13 protein-coding genes and 2 pseudogenes are annotated in these 22,073 nt (G+C 66.0%); 9 read left to right on the top strand and 6 right to left on the bottom strand.

Going from position 1 to position 22,073, the window contains the following annotated elements; translation table 11 throughout:
- Positions 1–210: 210 nt before the first annotated feature.
- Positions 211–843 carry a phosphatase PAP2 family protein gene (locus tag ACGFZN_RS08635; RefSeq protein ID WP_393857743.1) on the bottom strand — a complete coding sequence of 211 codons (633 nt, stop codon included), beginning with the start codon at positions 841–843 and terminating at the stop codon, positions 211–213.
- Between the two features lie 227 nt (positions 844–1,070).
- On the opposite strand from ACGFZN_RS08635, the gene ACGFZN_RS08630 reads away from it, so the two are divergent.
- Positions 1,071–1,454, top strand: a complete 384-nt coding sequence (locus ACGFZN_RS08630; RefSeq protein WP_393857742.1) for a BlaI/MecI/CopY family transcriptional regulator — start codon at positions 1,071–1,073, stop codon at positions 1,452–1,454.
- 5 nt (positions 1,455–1,459) lie between these two features.
- Positions 1,460–2,428: a M56 family metallopeptidase gene (locus ACGFZN_RS08625; RefSeq protein ID WP_393858105.1), complete on the top strand. Its 969-nt coding sequence runs from the start codon at positions 1,460–1,462 to the stop codon at positions 2,426–2,428.
- Between the two features lie 1,200 nt (positions 2,429–3,628).
- On the opposite strand, the gene ACGFZN_RS08620 is transcribed toward ACGFZN_RS08625, so the two are convergent.
- The 4 genes from ACGFZN_RS08620 to ACGFZN_RS08605 form a co-directional block, all read right to left on the bottom strand.
- Entirely contained in the window at positions 3,629–4,720 is a 1,092-nt protein-coding gene (locus ACGFZN_RS08620; protein WP_393857741.1) for a hypothetical protein, read from the bottom strand.
- Between the two features lie 37 nt (positions 4,721–4,757).
- The gene (locus tag ACGFZN_RS08615) at positions 4,758–7,010 is read right to left on the bottom strand and encodes a hypothetical protein (protein ID WP_393857740.1); all 2,253 of its coding nucleotides are present in this window, start codon (positions 7,008–7,010) and stop codon (positions 4,758–4,760) included.
- Positions 7,011–7,127: 117 nt separating this feature from the next.
- On the bottom strand, positions 7,128–7,550 hold the full coding sequence (locus tag ACGFZN_RS08610; protein ID WP_393857739.1) for a hypothetical protein: 423 nt from the start codon (positions 7,548–7,550) through the stop codon (positions 7,128–7,130).
- A gap of 84 nt (positions 7,551–7,634) precedes the next feature.
- A complete protein-coding gene (locus tag ACGFZN_RS08605) occupies positions 7,635–8,084 on the bottom strand; it encodes a hypothetical protein (protein ID WP_393857738.1) in 450 nt (149 codons plus the stop codon).
- Here ACGFZN_RS08605 and ACGFZN_RS08600 point away from each other — a divergent pair.
- The 3 genes and pseudogenes from ACGFZN_RS08600 to ACGFZN_RS08590 all read left to right on the top strand — a co-directional run.
- Positions 8,019–8,279 (top strand): annotated as a pseudogene (locus tag ACGFZN_RS08600) (DNA-binding protein); the annotation flags it as partial. The gene ACGFZN_RS08605 and the pseudogene ACGFZN_RS08600 sit on opposite strands and share 66 nt — an antisense overlap.
- Positions 8,280–8,330: 51 nt before the next feature.
- Positions 8,331–8,642 (top strand): annotated as a pseudogene (locus ACGFZN_RS08595) (LacI family transcriptional regulator); the annotation flags it as partial.
- 37 nt (positions 8,643–8,679) lie between these two features.
- Positions 8,680–8,892 (top strand): hypothetical protein, encoded by a 213-nt coding sequence (locus ACGFZN_RS08590; RefSeq protein ID WP_351550857.1) that lies wholly within the window; start codon positions 8,680–8,682, stop codon positions 8,890–8,892.
- A gap of 682 nt (positions 8,893–9,574) precedes the next feature.
- Here ACGFZN_RS08590 and ACGFZN_RS08585 read toward each other — a convergent pair.
- Positions 9,575–10,297 carry a hypothetical protein gene (locus ACGFZN_RS08585; protein ID WP_393857737.1) on the bottom strand — a complete coding sequence of 241 codons (723 nt, stop codon included), beginning with the start codon at positions 10,295–10,297 and terminating at the stop codon, positions 9,575–9,577.
- Between the two features lie 562 nt (positions 10,298–10,859).
- Here ACGFZN_RS08585 and ACGFZN_RS08580 point away from each other — a divergent pair.
- From ACGFZN_RS08580 to drmB, 4 genes are read left to right on the top strand one after another with little or no spacing between them, the layout of a single operon-like run.
- Positions 10,860–15,581, top strand: a complete 4,722-nt coding sequence (locus ACGFZN_RS08580) for a DEAD/DEAH box helicase (protein ID WP_393857736.1) — start codon at positions 10,860–10,862, stop codon at positions 15,579–15,581.
- Complete coding sequence (locus ACGFZN_RS08575) at positions 15,578–17,095, top strand: NERD domain-containing protein (protein ID WP_393857735.1); 1,518 nt, start codon at positions 15,578–15,580, stop codon at positions 17,093–17,095. The genes ACGFZN_RS08580 and ACGFZN_RS08575 overlap by 4 nt, the downstream gene beginning before the upstream one ends.
- Positions 17,092–20,268 (top strand): helicase-related protein, encoded by a 3,177-nt coding sequence (locus ACGFZN_RS08570; protein ID WP_393857734.1) that lies wholly within the window; start codon positions 17,092–17,094, stop codon positions 20,266–20,268. The genes ACGFZN_RS08575 and ACGFZN_RS08570 overlap by 4 nt, the downstream gene beginning before the upstream one ends.
- Complete coding sequence (gene drmB / locus ACGFZN_RS08565; RefSeq protein ID WP_393857733.1) at positions 20,249–22,051, top strand: DrmB family protein; 1,803 nt, start codon at positions 20,249–20,251, stop codon at positions 22,049–22,051. Before ACGFZN_RS08570 ends, drmB begins: the two co-directional genes overlap by 20 nt.
- The last annotated feature ends 22 nt before the right edge of the window (positions 22,052–22,073 follow it).

Here is a 22,073-nt window from a genome sequence, read left to right as displayed (position 1 = left end):
CACCTGGCCAACACCCTTTCCAACTGCCTTCGTCTTGGAACGGGACCCGCTCTGGTGCTCATCCAGACCGGGCGGTACGTGTGTGCATGAGGCCGGAAGTGAGACCACGACCAATGCCGGCCGACGTGGGCGGCACGCCAGTGGCCCACCGATGTGTGCGTCTGGAGCGCTGCCGCGTCGCAGGGCGTCTGGGAAACGGTTGCCGGCGGCTCAGTGGGCGGCGTGGGCTCCGGCGGGAGTTGCGGTGAGCACAGGGCTCAGGACTCCGGTCCGCAGACGGCTGACGAGGGGAACGGCGGCGCGTCCGACGATGCGGCTGGCGAGGTAGGCGACGGGCAGTGCGAGCACGGCCGCACCGATCACGTCATGGGGGTAGTGGTCGCCGAGGTAGACGCGGGTGAAGCCTTCGAAGAAGGCGAAGACGGCAGCGACAGCGGAGAGGCGGCGGTCGAGCAGCCATAGGGCGGCGACGGTGGCGAAGGCGGTGGTGCTGTGGCCGCTGGGGAAGGCGTAGTCGGTGCGAGTCGGGCAGGCGTCGATGAAGTAGTCGTGGGGCATCGAGTAACAGGGCCGCACCTCCGCTACCAGCTTCTTCGCGACTTCGGCGACGGCAAAGGCGACCACCACGGCGACGGGTGCGGCCAAGGCAAGGGTCATGGCGTGGGCGTCGCGGCGGCGGGCGTTCCACCAACCCACCACCATGAGGACCGCGAAGACCCCCAGGCCTGCGTTGGTCCACAGAGCGAGTGGTGTGTTGAGCCACTTCGTATGGCGGGCGAGGCCGGTGATGGTGGTGAACAGCGAACCGTCGATGCCGGAGCCGTCGAATGCGAGGTGCATCATCGGGTGGACTCTCCCAGGTGCTCAGGTCTGTTAGGCCGGGCCCGTGCGACATCCCCTACTCGCGAGAATCTACGTGCGTGCAAAAGTTGGGATGCTGATGGTGTGCGCCGTCCGGTGGCCGCCGGGCGTGCTGTGCGCCGGAGCGGACGGCAGGCCTGGCGGTGAACTTCTACGTGATGTAGAACGTCTACGAAACTGTAGACGATAGCGGGGAAGGTAGCCAACCGGTGAACACGGGACGGTCTCCAGGTAACCGCCGAGCGGTCGGCGCGCTGGAGTCGGAGATACTCACCCTGCTTCAGTCCGCGCAGCAAGCGTTGACCCCTGGTGAGGTTCTCCAGCACATCGACGACAGCCTGTCGTACAGCACGGTGGTCACAGTGCTGTCCCGCATGTTCGCCAAGGGGCTGCTGATCCGCAGCAAGCTGGGCCGGGCGTACGCGTACACACCCGTCGACGACACGCACGGCCTGGCCGCGCGGCGGATGCGACAGGTGCTGGAGGCGGATGGCGACCGCGAAGCGGTGCTCACACGATTCGTCGAAGATCTCTCCGCCGGGGACGAACAACTCCTGCGACAGCTCCTGGGAGGACTGCCGGAGAAGGGTTGATCACCGTGCTGATGCATCTGCTGGTCTATCTGCCGCTGCTGTTCCCCCTGCCCGCCGCGGTGGCTGCCCGACCACTGGCCGACCGTCTCGAACCGCGCCTGGCGACCTGGCTGCTCACCACGTGTGCACTGGCCCTGGCCGCTCTGAGTTCGGCAGCCCTCGGTGTGCTGGCGGTCGCCGGTCTGGTGCGCTGGTCGCCGGCGGCGCGCCTGGGGAACTGGTCATCGGCCACCGTGCGTGCGGGTGACTCCGTGACCATGATCGAGGCGGTTGCCGCGGCCGTGGTGCTGACCGCTGCCGCAGCGGCGGGCGTGCGCATGTTCTGGCGCCGGATACGCGCGTTGGCCGCCGCAACCCTTGAGGCAGCCTGCCTCCCAGGCCACGACCGGTTGGTCCTCGTTGACGAGGACGCCCCCGAGGCGTACGCGCTGCCTGGCCTTCCCGGCCGGGTCGTCGTCTCCACCGGCATGCTGGCGGCGCTTGACGACGCCGACCGTGAGGCGATGCTCGCGCACGAGGCCGCCCACCTGCGCTGCCACCACTACGCCTTCGTCGCCGCAATCCATCTGGCCGTCGCGGTCAACCCGCTGTTGAAGCCGGTGGCGACGGCTGTCACGTACACCGTGGAGCGTTGGGCGGACGAGAGTGCCGCGACTGTCTGCCGTGACCGCCGCCAGGTAGCCCGTGCGGTCGGGAAAGCAGCTTTGGCAACGGCCAAGCACCCGTCCCGCCGTCGTCTTCCCGGAGCCGTGCTCGGCCTGCTCGGCAGGCGTCGCACCCCCCTGACCACGCCTGGTCCCGTTCCCCGCCGGGTCGCCGCGCTGCTTGCGGCACCGCGCACCTCCATGCTGCTGCTGAATCACCCGCTGCTGTCGCTGGCCGCGGCCGCCGTATTGGTCGGCTCCAGCGCCCTGTGCGCCTTCGCCGCCGCCCACGATCTGCACGTGCTGCTCAAGCTTGCCGGGGCCAGCTGACCCCGTACCGGTAAGCGTCAGTGCCTGGGTGGTCCCTGACGGCGCAGGCCATGTGGTCACCCGTGCTGCTGGGCGTTCGCGTTGGGGCCTAGCCGTCGGTGAGCTGTCGCACGGCCGGTAGGGCCCAATGTGAGCGACCGGGAAGGACCGTATCTGTGAACCTGGGCATCGTCGGACAGGCGGCCGGCCTGTTCGCCGTCACCTACATCGACGACATCCTGGTCCTGTCGCTGTTCTCCGCCCGGGGGCGGAACATCCGGTGCAACACGCCGGATCGTGCTGGCAGTACCTCGGCTTCGCCCCCGTCCTCGCCGTGGCCGTCGCCGCAGGGTTCCGCGCGACCTTCCTGCCCGAGTCCGGTCATCCCCCTGCCTCGGCTTGCTGCCGCCGGCGCTCGGACTTCAAGGCGGCCGGGCAGGCCTTAACATCGGCATCTACGTCCTCGTATTGCGCCACAGCCGGTGTGGGCGGCATGAGCGTGTATGCCGTCGTGTTCTTGATCCGTATTGCCGTTTGGTGCTTCGCGGGGAGCTTCTTCGCCACTCGCCCCCCTGGCCGCCAAGGCGCTCAGCCGGTGGGGTCACGTCCTGCTGCCGGCCGTTCTGATCGCGATCGGCCTGCTCATCTCATCGAGGGGGACGTTTTTGGCCTGTGACAGGTCGGGGAACCGGGCCGTCATCCCGGAACCTGCGATCAAGCTTCGCACGATCAGTAGCCGAAGAAGTGAAGGGCCGGTCTCTGACCTGTAGCTGCGTAATCGATCAACGCTGGGACCTGCGACTTAGCCACCGGTGGTTGTCGGCGTCGGTCGTCGTTGAGCACCCTCCGACGGCCCCGGGACGGCCCCGCCTGAGCTGGGCAGGTGGTGACCATGGGGGTGTAGTGAGACTGTCCCAAGGTGGGTGTGTGGATCGATTGGCCGCTCGTGTCGGCGACGCGTGAATCGTTTCAGCCGTCGCCGACACATGGCTGGTCCCCACACCTTACGAACGGCGAAGTCCTCGTGCCGGGCACGCGTGACCAGCAGACATCAACAAGATCGTGTTACGAGCTCATAGGTGACCTGACTCCGTTCTGTTTGCCGCACCATTCGACCAGCAGGAATGTTGTCAGGGCCGCCTTTGACAATCACGGCTGGGTGCTGGTGAACACAGCGAAAAAGCTCATCAGATCAACCAGCTGCGAGGGCCTGGCATCGCCTCACGATTGGGACATCATCCTCACATCGGTGCAGCCGCGCTGCTCTGCCTCGTGCTCGGCGAATGCTTTCAATGCGGATTTGGCGAACGCCTCCGAGTAATGGCGGACAGGGTAGCTGTCGGTGCTCCGGTCGTAGAGGTGGTAAAGCACAAACATCGCCTCCTGATCCGACTGAGGGCACCTGGCGGTGGCCAGGGCGTAGTCGTTACTGCGGTTAGTCGAATTGAGCGACTCAAAGTCCTTGGCGACGACACCGTAGTACGCGTACAGCCCGTAACCCGGCTTCCCTGCCGGTGTGAACAGGTAGCAGTTGACCTGCGGCGTGTGCGCGTCCGCGGGGTACTCGACGAAGTCGGGCGTTCCGGCGTCGGACGCCTGGCCGGCGAGTCCTCGGAGCGCGACGCAGGAGCCCTGGGCCTGCGTAAGTTGCTGAGGGGCTGTCTTCCCACCCGGAAACGGGAGCGAGACATGGGTCAGCTGCCTGCCGCCCTGCGCATGGCACCCGTACTTGGCAGCCGCCTTCTGCGCCGATTCCGTCGTCACTCTGCCGAGCCCAGTGAGCACAGGTTCCTTCGTCTTGGCGTCCTCCGGCCACTGGATGAGGTCGCCGTATGCCACCAGAGCCCTGCCCTTGTTGTTCTGGCAGTCAAGGGCGACCACAACTTGCGCTGACCCGTCGTACCGGACGAAGCCCGGCCAGCCGTTGCCGAGCGGAGCCGCCTGCCCCTGGAGCTCGTTGGCGCTCCTGCTGAACGACGCGAGAGCCTCGGATGTGGCCGACTGATCGCTCCAGCGGAGCATGAGCTGGAGAGCACCGCCATGCCGGCCTGTGTCGGGCCTGTTGATCAGGCAGGCCGCCAGGTACTCCGAGTCGTCGGCGGCCCTGGCACGCATATGCGAGGAATTCAGCGCATCACCGAGGCCGCCCTGAGCCAGGGTGCCGCCGCATGCCGAGTCAAGGGACCGCTGATCCCGCCAGGACGCGTAGACGCCGGTGCTGTAGAGCGCCTGCGCCACGATGTACAGGGCCAGCAGAATGCCGCCCACGGACCAGCCGACCCGGCGCCGCCTGCGGCTTGCAAAGATCTTCATCGTGCTCTTCCCGTTCGGGCGGTGTCACCCTTCGGCGTCACCGGTCGGCTCGAAGAACGTCGAGCGCCCGGTCACGGCCGAAGTTGTAGTCCTGCTGGCCGACGTGGACCAATTGCTTCGTCCACTCGCTGTTGATGTCGTGGCCGCGACTCTGGCCCCACATCCTGACCATGTTCTCCACGTCGTGCTGTCCGGCTGCGTAGAGCTTGACGTTGTCTTGCGTGGCCTTGAGGTTCGCTTCGGCAACGTGCTCCTTGTTCGATTCGTACGTGTACAGGTCAAGGGCTCTGGAAGCCACATCTCCGGCTGGGCCGAGGAATTCGGCGTTCTTCGGCTTGAACATCAGTGCGGTACTGAGTGAACTACTGAGGCCGTGGTTGAAGTCGGCGGCCCACTGCGTCTTATTGAAGCGCGCAGCGAAGATGATGTCGGCGCGGACTCCGTCATACGCACCCATGGCCCGCGAACAGTCGGTGATGCGATTACTGATCACCGTCTTGTCGGCGTTCCGCGGAAGAGCGGCCAACAGGTCGTGAGCGTGGTGCTGCTCCGCAGCGTAGACGTGCCCGAACGCCGTGGGATCATTGGCTATTCCGCGCATGATCTTGGTAACGGAGTCCCGCGCGACAGTGATGTGTGCTCCGTTCTTGTCGCTCCAGACCGAGCCTGTGTTGCCCGGGGGGAGCTCAAAACGGGAATCCGACTGGGCGTTGATCTCATGGGTGTCCGGCGTGTATGCCGTCAGGATATGCGCCAGCGGAAGCGTAAGGTTCGTCGGCAGGTTCTTCGCCTGGTTCACCGAGTTCAGTGTGTCGATGGTGTGTTGCAGGATGCGGGCCTGAGGCTCGGTGTGCTGACCGACTGGATGATAGCCGCCCGGCGCCTGGCCGGTCGTCGCGGCCTCCAAGGCATCGCCGAAGCCCTTGCGGGCGTCACTGTCCGCCACGTCGGGTCCCACGTAGTCGGTCTTGGCGCCCTCGTGCGTGGTGTGGATGACGTTCCAGTCCCGGTGGCTGAGGAGGTAGTCCAAGCGGTCCTTGCCGGCGGCGGTTCCGGGGTCGAGATAGCCGGTCGCTCCTTCCGGATTGCGTGACATGACCTCAAGGGCGCCGTCGACGGGGTCGTTCGCGAACCAGCCATCGCCGTCCTTGTTGCTGAACTTGCCGTACAGATCCCAGATATTGGGGTCCTTCTTCTCCGCGGCGATCATGTCGTCGGTGACGTCCGCGACGAACTGGGGCGAGTAGCCGTGCCCCTGCTGCATGAGCGTGGCGAGGCTCTGGTAGCCGCGGATCTCCTGACCGTGTCCGTACCCGAGGTCCATCTTGTCGCCCGCTGCGTTGAGGGCGTACTTGTCGTCGCCGTGTTCACGCAGCGCCGCGCGCCACTTGTTGTAGAACCGGGCGTCGTCCGTTTTCGTCCACGCCTGGAACGCGTCGTTGTACGCCTGGGTACCGAAGCGCAGATGCCTGCCGTTGGCGTCCTTGAAGTCGGGGACGTTCGTGGCAGTCGCCAGGGTGTCAGCAAGGCCGCCGTTGATCTCCAGGTAGGTACTTTTGTGCTTCGTGTCATCGAAGTACGCAAGGTCGTCGAGCCGGTTGGTGAACCGGATCACCCCGTCCGGCCCCAGCCCGTTCAGGAAGGTCTGACTGAAAGCCTTGTCGCCCTTGTTGTCCCGCAAGTCGCGCTGCAGCTCGGCGAGGTCGGCGGCGGAGACCTTGTCGCCCCTGGCGACCCGCCGGGCGATGTCGTCCGCCTCCTGGGCTTCGTACTTCTCGATGTCGCCCTGGGCCTTGCCGTTGAAGCCGGGGACCGTGCCGTCGCCCATGTCAGGACCCTTCACGACGGCGGTGAAGGCGACCTCGACGCCCTTGTCGGCGTCGTTCACGTTCTTCACACACTGGTCGATCCGGGCCTGCCAGGAGGCGACGGACTTGCGGACGCTCTCCTGCGAGTCGGGGTCATGGGCCAGTTCCTGCTTCTCCCCCTGGCTGAGCTTCTCGGTGTCGTACGAGACCACGCCCTGGTCGGACACCTTCATGCCCGCGGCGATCGCGTCCTTCCGGGCCGACTCCAGCTTTTTGCGCAGGTCCACGAACTGGGTGTGCGCATCACGGAGCAGCGAGGCGATCGCCTTGGCCTCCGTCTGGGCGTTCTGGAACTCCGTGAGCCGGACACCGAAACGCGCGTTGGCGAACTGCTGGCTCTCGCCAACGAACGTCGGGCGCAGGGTGATGCCGTGTACGTCACGCCGGTACGCGGTCTCCTGCTTGTGCAGCTCCTTCGCCATGCCGTCCCGTGGTCGGCGGCCGTGGTGAGCGTGGACAGGTCGGTCGTCAGGATCTCGTGGTACGTCGGCATGGGTCCCCGTTGATTCTGGTGGCGTGCGAGAGGGTTCGGCTGTCCGTTACTGCTCCGGGGGTGGTGAGTACGTGTCGAAGACGGACACCTTGCGCGTTGTGCTGCTCACGCCGATGTCCGTACCGGTCAACACGGTGTTGCTGTACCGGAGGGCCGATTCGTCCCCCGCCAGCCGGTTGAGAAAGTTCTGGACCTGTTCGCCCCAGGTCTTGTGTGCCTTGCTCACAGCACTGGACGTGAGCCAGCCGTGCCCATCCTTTGCATCGAACGCCTTCACCACGGCGGCCGTGTCGTCGTCCGCCCAGGCCCCGGCCTTCTTGGTGTTGGGCTCGATGTCGTTATGAAGGGTGTCCGCTGCGGTCTTCTTCTCGTCCGAAGAGTGCGCGAGGTCGGGCCCACCGCCGCCCGCGGTGTCCTGCAGGTGATTGAGCCGCATCCCCACCGGGTGCGCTGCATGACCATGCGCCATGTGCCGTTCTCCTGCCGACTCAAACATAAGCTTTCTCCCCCGTACGTCCGAGATGGCGTGCGCCTGCCAGGCTAGCAACCGCACTCACGCTTCTCGGTGACGCTTCCCGGTAGCAATGGCGGCGACAACTCCGCCGATGAGTACCGCAGCTCCGATGCCCAGTGCGACCCACAGAGTGGCGGCACCGCCCTTGTCGGAGGAAACTTCGGCCGCCGTCTTGTCATCCTTCGCCTGCGAGGCAGGGTCCTTGGAACCGGAACCGGCGGTGCCGGGAGAGGGCGACGCGGAGGATGCAGCTGAAAAGTCCGGCAGAGGGTAGACATCGGCCGGTCCCGGGTCACCGGGGGTCTGCAGGGCGATACGCGGACGCACGATGCCATAGCCGATGGAGTCGTTGCGCTTGGCGCCGTTCGTCGGGCCGCCGATGGTGTTGAGCATGACCCGCAGGACCTGGTTGTTGGTCCAGCTCGAGCGCGACGGCGCCTGATACCGCACACCCGGGTCGGTCGTGCCTACCGCTTCACCGCCGAGCACCTCGCCGAGATCATCCGCCTCTACGAGCAGCGGCCGGCCCAGCCCGCGCAGACACCCGCACGGGCGACCGAGCCGCTCTCCGAGCCCGGTACGCAGACCGGCTCCGCGCAACCTCGCCGCCCTGCCGTTGCTCCGACGACCCGCCTACGGACCCGCCCGCCGCGTCGACAGCAGCAGTACGGCACTGTCGTGTGATCCGATCGAACCTGCCGTAGCCGAGGACAACCAAGAGGGGGACAGCGGAACTTGGGTTTCGCGGAGAAGCGTGGAAACTACTGGCGCGGCCGGTACAAGGTCGCGCCCGGCAAGCACAACACGGTCGTCGACGAGAACGGCAAGGCGATCCGGTTCGCCACCAAGGGCGAGGCCCAACGGGCAGCGGCTGAGGCCGAAAACAAGTACCGTCGCGCCGACTGGCGCGACCCGGCCCTCGGCCAGGAGACCTTCGGCGAGTACGCGAACCGCTGGTACGAGGCCCAGGACCTGGCCGCCTCGACCATGCAGAACTACAAGCGCCACATCGAGGAGCACCTGCTCCCCGAGTTCGAGGACAAGGCAACGAAGTGATCACGGCCTTCCCGAGGAGCTGGAACTGATGGACAAGGTCGCCTGCGCGCACTGCGGCCAGGACTGGGTGCGCTGTTACGAGCGCAAGGACACGGGCCAGAGGTTCTTCCTCTGCCCCGAGTGCGAGTCCGTCTGGGACCTGGAGGACGACCTTCACGAGGACACAGACATGTATCTGAGCGAGTACCTTCTAACCGGGGACCCCGCAAAGGACTGGGAGATCATCACTCCGTGTGGCTGAAAAAACCGATGATCCGTCGCTTCGGGGGATCCTGAACCGGATCACCGCCTTCTACTCGGTCGGTGATTGTGACGTCCTCCGTGGAACACAGCCGATTCTGCCAGGCACGTCCCAGGCCAGGGCCTGGCGCTCACCTCGCCTGGTAGCAGGCATGGGCTCCTCGTTGCCCGCGAGACCTGAGGACGGGGAATGGTGGCGAAGGGCAGAAGAACGGCGTACACCATGGCCATATGTCATCCGTGCCAGTGCCAGTGCCAGTGCCAGTGCCATGTGCGCTGTGGCACACCTCACGCGTCCGTATCTCCATGGGTCTCTCCGTGATCTGCCGGGTGCTGTCTCGGTGGGAACGGAATGGGAGCCGCCCGGGAGCCGGACTCCGATGTCGGCTCCCAAACGGCTCCCAAAACGCCCTGCACAACCACTCAAGGGCCCGACCCGCTGAGCGGATCAGGCCCCTGACCTGGTACTTCACTGTCGGGGTGGCGGGATTTGAACCCACGACCTCTTCGTCCCGAATGAGGTTCGGTTGGGGAGACTGCCAGCCTCAATGGCATTTCCGCAGGTCGTAGGGGTGGGCTCGGTTGGTGTCGCATGGCCGGGAAGGGGTTCGGGGAGCGAGTTGGCTCCCCGATGGCTCCCAGGGCGGGGGAGCGCCCTGTCACGGACGGGAGGTTCCGCGGGCCTATGCGTTGTCCGTGGCGCGGCGTCGAAGGTCGTCAATGTAGTCTCGACGGAGAATGCGGCGGCATCGTGGGCGCTTGCCTGCGTTGATGTTCTCCACATACTGGGCAAGGCGTTCCGGGTTTTTGCCCGACCACCCATGCGCGAGAGCCCACCCCTGCATGGCTTCCCCATCCATCGGGATACCGGCGTCGTGCAGTGCCAGGAGACTGCTCACGACCATGTCCTTCTCGTAACCGGCCGAGATCGTGTTGTTGTGGTTGACGGTCAGCGTCAAGCCCTTCAGCGCTTCGACGACGATGGGGTCCAGTGCCGGTGTCAGCTCCTCCCACGCCGAGTCGTCGCCAAGGATTGCCGGCCTGACGGCTGTTACCCACGGCCTGATCTCGTCTTCGTTCCACGTGATCACGCAAAGCGCTCGGATGCGGTTGCCGCCGTACTGAACCAGTTCGCCGATGTCCGTCATGTCCGGCCAGGCCATCAGCACTGGCCCGTTTCCGCGGACAGACCCGCCACCCCTGCCGGTAACGTGCTCCACGTTGGAGTGCCGGGCCACGAGCTGTTCCAACACGGAGCAGTTCTGCAAGTTGGTCTTGAGGCTGGTCCAGACGGTGAGCCTGTCGCCCTCTTCCATACGCTCGCAGCACCAGTCGATTGCCGCGTCCACACCTTCGGTGTCATAGCTGGCGACAGCGCGCGGGAAGTTGACGTCTCGGTCGAACATTCCTGCTCCTGTTCTCGGGTCGGGCCGGCCCCACGCTACGCGCAGGGACTGACAGAGGTCCTCGCCGTCTTCCCCGGCCCTCAATCCCATTTCTCTGCGCCGGTAGATGCTCGTCTAGGGATCGCTTGGCTCTTACACCGCATGGAAGGGCTTAGGGAGCGGGTCGGCTCCCAAACGGCTCCCAGGACGGTCCTGTCTCCCGCTGGCGCGAGCACCGTCACACCCGCGACCGTGCGGCAAGCCGTCCCACTTGATCCAGCCTCATGTGCCACCGAGCCAGCGGCATCCCGGCTCTCGCTGAGTGACCGTTGACACCGACCCGTGATGTACCTGCACCTTACAAGTTGTGGAGGTTTCGCGTAGGTTCGTATCCCCCTGCCTCGGAGATCGATCTAGTGATAACTGGGCGGTCTGTCAGTGGATGCGTCTACAGTCCGTGGCAGGTCGACGGTGTGGCGCGTGACACATCGTCGATGGACATGATGATCGACGTTTCAGGAGCCATGCAGGTGCGGCTTTGGCAGTGGTGCGTTGCGGTCTCAGCAGCGGGGGCGATGTAGGCGTGGCGACGAATCGTGCCGAGTGGGTCCCCGACGAGCGGCTTGTTCGCGAGGTCGACGATCTCTTCGAGCGGGCGATCAACTCGTATCGTGCGAACTCGAACCTGATTGCGGAGCACGCCAATCAGGAGGAGTCCATCCGAGTCGGCGGTTACTCGAACCGCACGCTGTTGGAGCTGGTGCAGAACGCGGCCGACGCGATGTCGGGGGCCGCCGAGCACGAGGAGGGAGCCGGACGGGTCGAGATCGTCCTCGACCTCGACCGGCAGGCCCTGTACTGCGCGAACGCCGGCCGTCCGTTCTCGCGAAGTGGTCTCACCGCGCTTGCCCACGCGCACCTCAGCGGTAAGAGGGGCGACGAGATCGGGCGGTTCGGGCTCGGATTCAAGTCGGTACTCGCGGTTACCGACGCTCCGCAGGTGTTCAGTCGATCGATAGCCTTCGAGTTCAACTCCGCCAAAGCGAAGGCGACGATCGCGGCGATCGCTCCTGCGTCCAAGAGGCTCCCGGTCCTGAGGACTTTGACTCGGATCGATGCCGATGCCGAGTTCGCCGAGGACCCGACCCTGGCCGAGCTGGCGGAGTGGGCGGTGACGATCGTCAAACTGCCGCACGCGTCGAGGCTGGAGAACCTCAGGAAGGAGATCGAGGAATTCCGCTCGGAGTTCCTCCTCTTCGTCAACTCGGTGCGCGAGGTCCGCCTCCGAGTCGTCGGCGGCGACGCGGACTTCGTGACGAGCCATGTGTCGCGTGATCTCGGTGACGGTAGGTTCCGGATCGAGCGTCCTGACGGCGACCACGGCGAGTGGTACGTCGAGAACCGGATGCACGCGCCAAGCCCCGAGGCTCGGACAGAGGTCGGTGAAGCGGTTTCGCGTGATCGGATGAAGGTCACGGTCGCCATGCCAGCGCGTTTCGCCCAGCTGAGGACGGGCGAGTTCTGGTCGTACTTCCCGCTCCAGGACAGGACGTCGGCGTCCGCACTCTTCAACGCCCCCTGGAGCGTCAACGACGACCGCACCACGCTGCTCGAAAACATCTACAACCGAGAGATCCTCGTGACTCTTTCCGGGATGTTCCTCGACATGCTGCCGAACCTCTCGTCCGCCGACGATCCGGCGGCGCATCTGGACTACATGCCGGCTCGTGGTCGTGAGACCCACTCATTCGGGGACGAGATCCTCTGTGCTCACGTCCCGCAGCTCGGATGCGAGAGGGCTCTGATCCCCGACGCGAACGGTGCACTGCGCACGCCGCCGGAGCTCCGTCCTCTTGACTTCGGCGTCAGCGAAGCGTCCGAGCGCGACCACGAAGAGTGGATCAAGTCACCTCACACGAGTGACGACGTGCCGCACTGGCGTTGCTACGCCAGCAATCAGCGTACGACCCGTCTGCGGACGCTCTACGTCTGCAGCGTCTCCTCGGCTTTCGCCGACTCGCGGCCCAGGGACGAGGCGAAGGCGTTGGAGAAGATACGCAAGAGGGGCGTTCTGTCGTGGCTACGCGAGTGGGCGGAGGGGGACGACACTGCTTCTGCCGCGAAGGCGTTCGACTTCGTGCTGCGGAATCCCCGGGTCGACAGCATCGGCTCCGCGAAGGTCATACCCACGACCGACGGCATGAAGGCCATCAAGGACCGCGGCCAGGTCTTCCTCCATCGCGTGGAGGACATCGACGTCGAAGGATCGTGCTTCGTCGATCCGGACTTCCTCGCCGTTCCTGGCGTCGAGAAGAAGCTCGGTGACAGGGGATTCCGGGATCTGGATCCGCTCGCGATGTTCGAGGCCAGGATGGCCAAGTTGTCGCCTGAGTCGGAGGAAGACGAGCTCCCGAAGTTCTGGGACGCGGCCGTCGACGTGCCCATGGCGCAGGCACAGAAGGTTGTGGCGGGCAACAAGACGGGTGCCCTCAAGGTTCCGACACGCGACGGCGGCTGGGCGTCGCCCGAGTACGTGCTGGACATCGACGGCCTCAGTGACGTCATCCCCGATCGGGCGTTGGACCGAACGAAGTGCGTTCCACAGCTCGCCCATGCTGCAGGCGTGATCACCGAACCGGTGGCTTCTTACTCGGTCGAGGACGAGGTCTACTTCGAGGACTACTGCCAGTACGTACTGGACGAGCTTAACCGGAGGCTTGGGCCCGGGGAGCGTCCTGTCGAGCAGGTCGAGTTCGACAAGGGCGACGGTCCGGGTCCGTTCTCGGCGCTCCTCATGCTGAAGGAGGCGGAGGCGCCCGAGGGCATCCGCGAGCACTGGACGGAGCGGTTGCTCAGGCTTGACGAGGCGGGCCACTGGCTCTGTACGGACGTCGACACGGGGCTCACCCACCGAGTCGCCTCCCCCGTTCGATGGGCGGTGAACCGGGCCGGGCTGATGAAGTCGACCCGCGGCTACCGGGCTCCCGGCCACGTTGTCTCCGCGTCGCTCGTCGAGTACGAGGCCCTGCTGCCTCTCTTCCGCGGACCGCGCCACGTCGAAGACGCTCTGGCGCTGCCGAAGGAACTGGACGAGGTTCCGGCGGAAGTCATGCGCGAAGCGCTCCAGGCGGAGGTCACCACGCCGATCAAGAACGGAGCGTTGACGGGGTTCGTCCTCACCGCCGGCAGGATCGCGTTCCCGGAGGGGCGTCCGGCACTCATCCCCGCCAGGGTGGGACGCGTCATCGAGACGAGGCGGCCCGACGCGGTGTACTTGGCGACGACGGAGGAGGAACGCGCGTTCCTCAGCATGAGGCAAAAGCCGTACCTCAGGGCGGACCCGGACGAAGCAGAGCTGCTCGTCGAAGCAGTCGGATGCCGCCGGTTCCAGGACAGCTTCTCCTTCTCGCTGCTGATCGACGGCCAGCAGGGCGAAGAGCGCGTCATCGACTTGTACACCGGGCTGCGTTCGACGTTCGTCGAGGACAAGGTCGTGAACGCGACCGTGGCGAAGGCCGTCCAGATCACGAAGCGCGTGACCACCGAGGACGGCGTCGAGGACCAGACGCTCGAGTGGCATCTCGAGGGGTTGACCCTCGTGGTCCGTGCGGACCTCGACGAAGAGCGCGTTCTGCAGATCGTCAACGGAGCGTTCGACTTGCGCCTGTCGAACGCCGAGCTGAGCGACATCCTCCGAGCCCGTGCCGACCAACGTCTGGAGACACAGCGGCAAGCTGCCCGAGCCGCATCCAGTGACGCGGACCGTCTGGAGATCTTCTTCGGTGACGACACGCTGAAGGAGATCCTGCCGAAGGGGCTCTGGCAGGCACTCGAGGGCCAGGGCCTGGTGGACGACTCCACGTCCGTCGCGGAGCTCTTCCTGACCGTCTACGGCAGCGACTCGATCAGATTCCTCAAAGATCAGTTCAGCGCCGAGGGATACACGGACGTTCCCACGACGTGGGCGGGTGGAGCGTCGACCGTCGCCTGGCTCCGGAAGATGGGGTTTGGCACGCAGTACGCCGGGCGTCGCAGTCGGCACCAGGACGAGGAGTTCGTCGTGCCCGGTGCAGTGAAGCTCAACCCCCTGCACGACTTCCAGAAGGAGATCAGCCGGGAACTAAAGGAGGTTCTGACGTCTCGGGAAGCGGACGGTCGCGCGCGCAAGGGCATGGTGGAGCTTCCGACGGGAGCAGGGAAGACCCGCGTCGCCACCGAGACCGTATTGCGGCTCTTCGTCGACGGCGACATGAGTGGGACCGTGCTCTGGATCGCGCAGTCGGAGGAGCTCTGCGAGCAGGCAGTGCAGACGTTCGACACCGTCTGGCGCTGGCTCGGCGACGAGCGTCCGTTGACGATCGGTCGGCTCTGGAACACCAACGTCGTCCACGAACCCGACACCGAGTTCAGCGTGATCGTGGCCACCGACGCGAAGCTCGACCGGGTGGCCGACACCCCCGATTACGAGTGGCTCAGTCGTGCGTCCGCGGTGTTCATCGACGAGGCGCACCGGGCGGGTGGGTCGAAGATGTACACGAAGATCCTCAGGTGGCTCGGAGTCGACGGTCGTAGCTGGGAGCGGCCCCTGGTGGGCGTCTCGGCGACCCCGTTCAAGGGGAAGAGCGACGTCGTCACCAAGCCGACGGAGGAGCTGGCGGCCCGCTTCGGCCACCACATCATGAGGGCCTTCGGAGGTAACGCCTACGAGGAGCTGTCGACGAGGGGAGTCCTCGCGCGGGTCCGACACGAGGTGTTGGAGGGCGTGGACGTCGCGCTGAAGCCGGACGAACTCGAGCAGGTGCAGTCGTGGCGCAAGCTCGAGCCCAAGGTTCTCGACCGCATCGGTCGGGACCAGGCCCGCATGCGCATTCTCGTGGAGGACATTCTTCGCCGAGACCCAGAATGGCCGATCCTCGTGTTCACGCCGAACGTCCTGTCCGCCCAGGTCCTCGCTGCGACGCTTCGTTACCGGCAGGTCGCGGCCGAGGCGGTCAGCGGCCAGACCGGACGGCAGGCGCGCCGTGACGTCATCGAGAAGTTCAAGAAGGGGGAGATCCGGGTCCTGGCCAACTGCGACCTGTTGATCCAGGGCTTCGACGCGCCGGGTGTCCGGGCCCTGTACATCGCGAGGCCGACGTTCAGCCCCAGCGCGTACATCCAGATGGCCGGCCGCGGTCTGCGCGGCCCCGCGAACGGCGGCAAGCCGGAGTGCCTCATCGTGGACGTCGCCGACAACTTCGGGGCGGTCAACGACTTCCTCGGATACCGCGCCTACGAAGACCTCTGGCGAAAGCAGGGAGCATGATCCTCGTACCGGACCTCGCCGACGTCGAGACGGCGACCACCAGCAACGCCGAACGGCGGGTGGCCCGACTGCTGCGGGCGATCGACGGCCCCCACGACGCGGTCGCCTTCCACTCCGTGAAGCTGCGGAGTCACGCGGTCAAGCAGCAGGGGGAAGCGGACTTCGTCGTGCTCTGGGACGGCGTCGTCGTCATCATCGAGGTCAAGGGCGGGGGCGTCCGGAAGTACGACGGCGTCTGGTACTCCATCGACCGCCACGGTGACTGGAAGAAGCTGCGCGAGTCCCCGATGGACCAGGCGCAGTCGGCGATGTACGCGTTGCGCGACATCCTTCAGGAGGAAGGCGTCGGTTGGTTCGCGACCGAGGCCGTCGCCCTCACCCCCGACATCGACGCCCCTCCCGCTGCGGTCGAGTGGAAGGGGAGCCACTGGTGGGCCAAGGACCAGATGAGCATCGCAGCGATGACGGAAGCCTTCGAGAAGGTCGCCGGCGAAGCCAGGACCGCACCCTTCGGGGTCAGGATCGCTCGGCCCGAGACTCTGCGGGCGCGCCTCTTCGGCGAGTTCACGCGGATGCCCGTCATCGACGCACAGCGGGGTGCCGTCATAGAGGAGCAGAACCGGGCGACCGAGGGGCAGGCACGGGTCCTGGCCGCGCTCTCCCGGAACCCGAGGATGCTCGTCTTTGGAGGTGCGGGCACCGGAAAGTCCCTGGTGCTGGCGGAAGGCGCGAAGCAGGAGGCGGGCGAGGGGAAGTCGGTCCTCATCACCTTTCACTCGCCCGCCCTAGTCGACTTCTTCGGTCCGCGGATTGAGGGCAGAGACATCGATCTCCTTCCGTTCGCAGACCTGTCCGGTGACAAGCAGTACGACGTCGTCTTCGTCGACGAGGCACAGGACCTCATGAACGCCGAGGGCATGGATGCACTGGACTCCGTGATCCGCGGAGGTCGCGAAGGCGGTCGGTGGAGGATGTTCCTCGACCCCAACAACCAGGCGCGCGTCGACGGCGAATTCGACCCGGATGTCTGCGAGCTGATCCAGCAGGAGGCACTCCAGTACGACCTGGACCGGAACGTTCGCAACACCCGAGCGATCGTCCACGTAGTGCAGGAGTACCTCGGCGCCGACGTCGGGGACCCGGGCATCGTCCACGGTGACCGAGTGGAATGGCGGTGGTCCGACGGGACGGCCGACGTCGCCGCGGCCGAAGCCGTGGCCCGGGACCTCGTCGCGAACGGTGCCCGTCGCCAGGAGATCTGGATCATCAACGTCTCGGAGGACGCCGAGCCTCGAAGGAGCGAGGCCGGGTTTCTCGTGACGAACCCGCGGTTCGCCAAGGGACTAGAAGCAGAGCACGTCATCGTCTGCGGTCTGCCCCGGGAATACGACGATCGGGGACTGGCCGCGTTCTACGTGGCCGTCACGAGGGCACGGGTCACGCTCCACGTGGTCGCGTCCAAAGAGGACAAGAAGCAACTCCAGGATCTTCTTCGAAAGCAGGTCGGCAAGTGAACCTCACAGTGGCCCAGAAGGAGGCCCTGCGACACCTTCGAGCCTCCTACGTGGGGCCCGAGGCAGGGGACGAGGAGGTCACGGCGAACCTGCCTCACCGGCAGTACGCCGTCGGCATGCTGTTCCCGGTCGAGGTCGGGGCTTGCAGGACTCACGGCGGCGACACGGACGAAGACGTCTCCGCCGACGTCCCCGACGGCGAGGTGGAGGAGAACGGCGCCGGGGTCCCTCTGGCCGAGGACTGGAGGCCCTCGTCTGTCGCGATCTCCTTCGTCACTAATGGCGACTCCGTCGTCGTCGACTTCTCGTGCGGCACGTACGCCGTCGTCGAGGGGGACGGGCCGCCCAGATGGCGGCGTACCCCCTTCTCCGTCGCCGGTCTTGAGCTCCGGCGGCAGAAAGGGCCCGAGCGCCTGTCCGTGGGCGGTGTCAAGGTGGAGATCGGCTCGCGTTGGCGCCATTTCCGGGATGACTCGTTGGTCACTGTCCACGTACGGGTCCTAACCGAATCCACCGGGGACGACCGACTCGACATCCCCGGGATGCTGTTCCAGGTTCACCTGACCGTCACTCCCTCCGCCGGTGCGGAGATCCTCGAGTACGACACGACGCGTTCGTTCGACGCCGACCCGGAAGCAGCCGAACTGCGTCTGCGGTACCGCAACCGCAAGGTCTACGCGGTCGGGCACGGAATGGCCGCGGACTGGGAGTTCACGGCGGGCCGTTGTACCAAGATCTTCCTTGATCCCGTACCGGCCTTCGTGGTGCCCGCCGTCGAGACGACGGGGTTCGATGAGGGGACGGCCGAGGCCGGGGCCTTGGAGTTGAATCACCTCCAGCAGATAGACGAGGACCCCGAAGCGGTCCTTCGATCGCTGGACGCCTTCGTCGAGGCGTTCGCCGGCTGGGCTTCCCGGCAGATGGAACGGGCAGAAGCGTTCGGTGACGACAGGACCGTGGCCGCCCGAATCGCCGCACGTTCGCAGGACGCGGTCGGCCGGATGAGGAAGGGCGTCGACCTCCTCCGGGCATCGGAACGGCAACACATTCGAACGGCTTTCTCACTCGGTATGGCCGCCATGCGCCTTCAGATGCGGCAGGGGGCGATCAACCGTGGAGAGCCGGAAGACCAGGTGCCGGAACCGCAGTGGCGCCCGTTCCAACTCGGGTTTCTCCTCATATCGTTGGCTTCAACCGTCGACGAGAGGCACGAGGATCGGGATCTCGTCGACCTCATCTGGTTCCCGACGGGTGGCGGTAAGACCGAGGCGTACCTGGGTCTCTCCGCGATCGAGGTCTTCCGTCGACGGCTCGCCCACGGTATGGCCGGTGGGGGGACCGCCGTCATCACCCGCTACACCTTGCGGCTCCTGACCTCCCAACAATTCCAGCGGGCCGCGGCGTTGGTCTGCGCGATGGAGAGGCTGCGGGCCACGGACGGCCGGGCGAAGGGGATGGCGCCCTTCTCGATCGGCCTGTGGGTAGGCAACGAAGTCACCCCCGGTACGCGTGGAGAGGCGCGTGACGCGCTCAAGCGTCTTCAGAAGGCCGCACGTCCGGAAGAGGCGAACGAGTTCCAGGTCGAAAGCTGCCCGTGGTGTTTGACGCCGATGGTGCCGAAACTCAGGAGCGACAAACCGCAGGACTATGGCATGCGGCTGGTGGGCTCGGACGTCGTACTCCATTGCGTCGATGAATCGTGCGAGTTCGCCGCCGAGCTTCCGCTCGCGGTCGTCGACGAGGTGCTGTACGAGGAACCGCCCACGATCCTGCTGGCCACCGTCGACAAGTTCGCACGTCTACAGTTCAAGCCGGAAGCCGGCAGGCTGCTCGGTCTCGGGACCACCTTCAAGCAGCCGTCCCTGATCATCCAGGACGAGCTGCACCTGCTTTCGGGGCCGCTCGGAACCACCGTCGCCGTCTTCGACGCAGTGATCCAGCTCCTGCTAAGCCGGTCGGGACCCAGCCCCAAGATCGTGGCTTCGACGGCCACCATCCGCGCGTCCGAGGAGCAGGTGGAAGGACTGTACGGGCGAAAGGTCGCCCTGTACCCGCCGCCGGGACTCGACGACGACCGGACCTTTTTCTCCCGCCCCGTGGAGAGCGGAGAAGGGCGTCTCTACGTCGGTCTGATGCCGCAGTCGGTCTCGCAGCCGTCGGCCGTCATCGCCGCCGTCACCCCCATGGTGGAGATGCCGGAGGCGCTCGCCGCTCGCACTCCGCCTGCCGCGCCACGGGATGCTTACTGGACGCTGGTCATGTACCACAACAGTCTCCGCGAGCTCGGGCGTACCGGAACGCTGGTCGTCGACGACGTCAACGGCCGCCTGGAGCCCCGCGCCGAGAGGCTCGGCTTCCCGCTGCGACCCATCAGGGCGGGGAAGGTCCTGGAACTGACGAGCCGCCGCGGAGCCGAGGAGCTGCCGAACGATCTTCGTGCACTCCGGATCAGGGCCGACGAATCGTCGGAGGCAGTCGACGTGGTCCTCTCGTCGAACATGCTCTCCGTGGGTATCGACATTCCGAGGCTCGCGCTGATGCTCATGGTGGGGCAGCCGAAGACCACGGCCGAGTACATCCAGGCCACCAGTCGGGTCGGGCGTGGAGACACGAAGGGCGTCGTCGTCACGCTGTTCCGGTCGAGCAGGGCCCGTGACCGGTCGCACTTCGAGACCTTCCGCGGCTACCACGAGGCTCTTTATCGGAGCGTGGAGCCTACGAGCGTCACGCCGTGGTCGTTGGCCTCACGCGACCGGTCGCTCGCCGGCGCACTCGTGGCGCTGCTGAGGCAGTCGTTCGCGGTACTCGCCCCGAAGGACGCGGCGGGTCGGCTCGACCTCCAGGACGACAGGATCCGCGAAGCGGTTGATCGGCTCGTCGACAGGTTCCTCGGCTACGTGACGCGCGCCGACGGTCTCGAAGCGACGGAGACGCGCTCTGCGGTGTGGAGTCTTCTGAGGGACTGGGACCGGCGGGCGGCACAGGCACGCGAGGCGGACGAGCCTCTCTACTACCAGCGTACGAATAAAGATCAAGCAGCTCTGTTGAAGAGGTTCGGTCAGCCCGGCGAAGGGTGGCTCGTCGGAGACTCGATGAGGTCCGTGGAGCCCAACGTGGCGGTCGAGGTTCAGGAGCCGCAGGAGGAGGTGCACCGTGGAGAAGATCAGGCATGACCTGCGCCTCTCAGAGACGATCTCGCCGCTCGGTGTGGGAGCGATCGTCGACGTCCGAGGCGAGTCGCTCATGGCGCCGGACACGTCCTGGTGGGACAAGAGATTCGCCCATGAGATCAGCTGTGACCGTCTGATGGCACGCCTCGGTGCCGGCGTCCTGAGGCAACCGCCGGAGCATGCGGGCCGCGCAGGCAAGGACACACCCGCGCTGCCGTACTGGCGCTTTCCGGCTTGGCGGTTCTGCGAGCGCTGCGACAAGCTCTCGAAGCTGACAGGGAAGAAGAAGGGGAAGTGGAGCAACACCTGCGAGTGCGGCGGCGCGCTCGTGCCGATGCGGTACGTCGCCGTCTGTGAGAAGGGCAGCCACGCCCAGGACGTCAACTGGTTCAAATGGGCACATCGTGGACGCGCGGCGAGTCTGAACGACAGCGTCCGCTTCTGCCGTGACTACAAGTCGCTCAGGTTCCACAAGCTGGCCACCCGTGGCGAAGGTCTCGCGGCGCTGGTGGTGAAGTGCTACGGATGCGGTAACGAGCGCAGGCTTGCGGAACTCGTGACGAAGGGGGCTCTGCATCGGGACGGGATTCGTTGTGCGGGGCGGCAGCCCTGGGAGCCGGAGGACTCCGTCAAGAAGCCCTGCCCGTACGAGTTGGTCGCCGTGCAGCGCGGTGCCACGGGCAACTACATGGCGGAGAGGATCTCGGCTCTCGACATACCGGAAGAACGTCCGCAGTCCGCGGAAGCGGCCGACAAGATCCGCGGGCACGTGTTCTTCGAGAAAGTGGTGACGGACAACGGCGGACCCCTGTCGGAGCAGGTGGCGGAGTGGATCGCCGACGATCTCGGAGTGACGCCGGAAAGCGTCCTCGCCGTGGCGGCGGGGGAGGAGACCGCGCCGGAGGAGATGCTGCTCGATCTCAAGGACGGTGAGTGGGCGGCGTTCCTGAAGAAGCTGGGCGGTGGGCGCGACGGCTCGGGAAGCGACTTCGTCGTCGACGGACGAAGCCTCGAGGACGTCGCAGGACCGCAGAGCCTGCTCGACAAGATCAGTGGTATCGGGCAGGTGCGCAGGGTCCGGGAGGTCCGTGCTCTACGAGGGTTCCGGCGCCATGACGCGGAAGCGGCGATGATCAGTGCCGATTTGGGTCCGGACCAGCGGCGTTGGCCCACCTACCCGGCGATCGAGCTGTTCGGGGAGGGGATCTTCCTGCGGTTCGACGAGCGGAAGCTCGCCGAATGGGAGGCACAACCGGAAGTGCAGGCGCGCGCCGGCATCCTCAAGGAGCGTAGGGCCGACTCCCCCTGGGCTAACCGCCTCGACTTGCCGGAACCCAGGTACATCGCCCTGCACACGTTGGCGCACCTGCTCATCCGGCGGCTGGCGTTCGCAAGCGGCTATGCCTCCGCCGCTCTACAGGAGCGGATTTACGCAAACTCCGACCGAACGGACAAGACCGCCGGGATCCTGATCTACACCGCGGCGGGGGACGCTCAGGGAACCCTCGGCGGCCTCGTCAGGCTTGGGGAGCCCAAGAAGTTGATCCCGCTCTTGGTAGCCGCCCTGGACGACGCGGACTTCTGTTCCAACGACCCGGTCTGCATCGAGAGCGACCGGCAAGGAGCCTCGCAGTTGAACCTCTCGGCCTGTCACGGCTGCTCCCTGGTGAGCGAGACCTCCTGTGAGACTGGAAACCGACTACTTGATCGACAGCTGGTCCTGGGCGGAAGCGATGTGAGGGGATTGCTGGACGATGTTCTCCCGGAAGTCCGACGGCCCAGGTGACGTAAGGCTCTAGGCCCCTGGA

The organism is Streptomyces sp. NPDC048192, from assembly GCF_043202415.1.
Lineage (GTDB): Bacteria > Actinomycetota > Actinomycetes > Streptomycetales > Streptomycetaceae > Streptomyces.
The sequence above is the reverse complement of the archived record's forward strand: the minus strand, read 5'-3'. Positions and strand labels throughout refer to the sequence as shown.

Excerpts from the sequence above, each read along its gene's own strand:
- ACGFZN_RS08635 (WP_393857743.1), bottom strand. The coding sequence starts at position 843 with ATGATGCACCTCGCATTCGACGGCTCCGGCATCGACGGTTCGCTGTTC.
- ACGFZN_RS08620 (WP_393857741.1), bottom strand. The coding sequence starts at position 4,720 with ATGAAGATCTTTGCAAGCCGCAGGCGGCGCCGGGTCGGCTGGTCCGTG.
- ACGFZN_RS08615 (WP_393857740.1), bottom strand. The coding sequence starts at position 7,010 with ATGGCGAAGGAGCTGCACAAGCAGGAGACCGCGTACCGGCGTGACGTA.
- ACGFZN_RS08610 (WP_393857739.1), bottom strand. The coding sequence starts at position 7,550 with ATGGCGCATGGTCATGCAGCGCACCCGGTGGGGATGCGGCTCAATCAC.
- ACGFZN_RS08590 (WP_351550857.1), top strand. The coding sequence starts at position 8,680 with ATGGACAAGGTCGCCTGCGCGCACTGCGGCCAGGACTGGGTGCGCTGT.
- ACGFZN_RS08585 (WP_393857737.1), bottom strand. The coding sequence starts at position 10,297 with ATGTTCGACCGAGACGTCAACTTCCCGCGCGCTGTCGCCAGCTATGAC.
- ACGFZN_RS08575 (WP_393857735.1), top strand. The coding sequence starts at position 15,578 with ATGATCCTCGTACCGGACCTCGCCGACGTCGAGACGGCGACCACCAGC.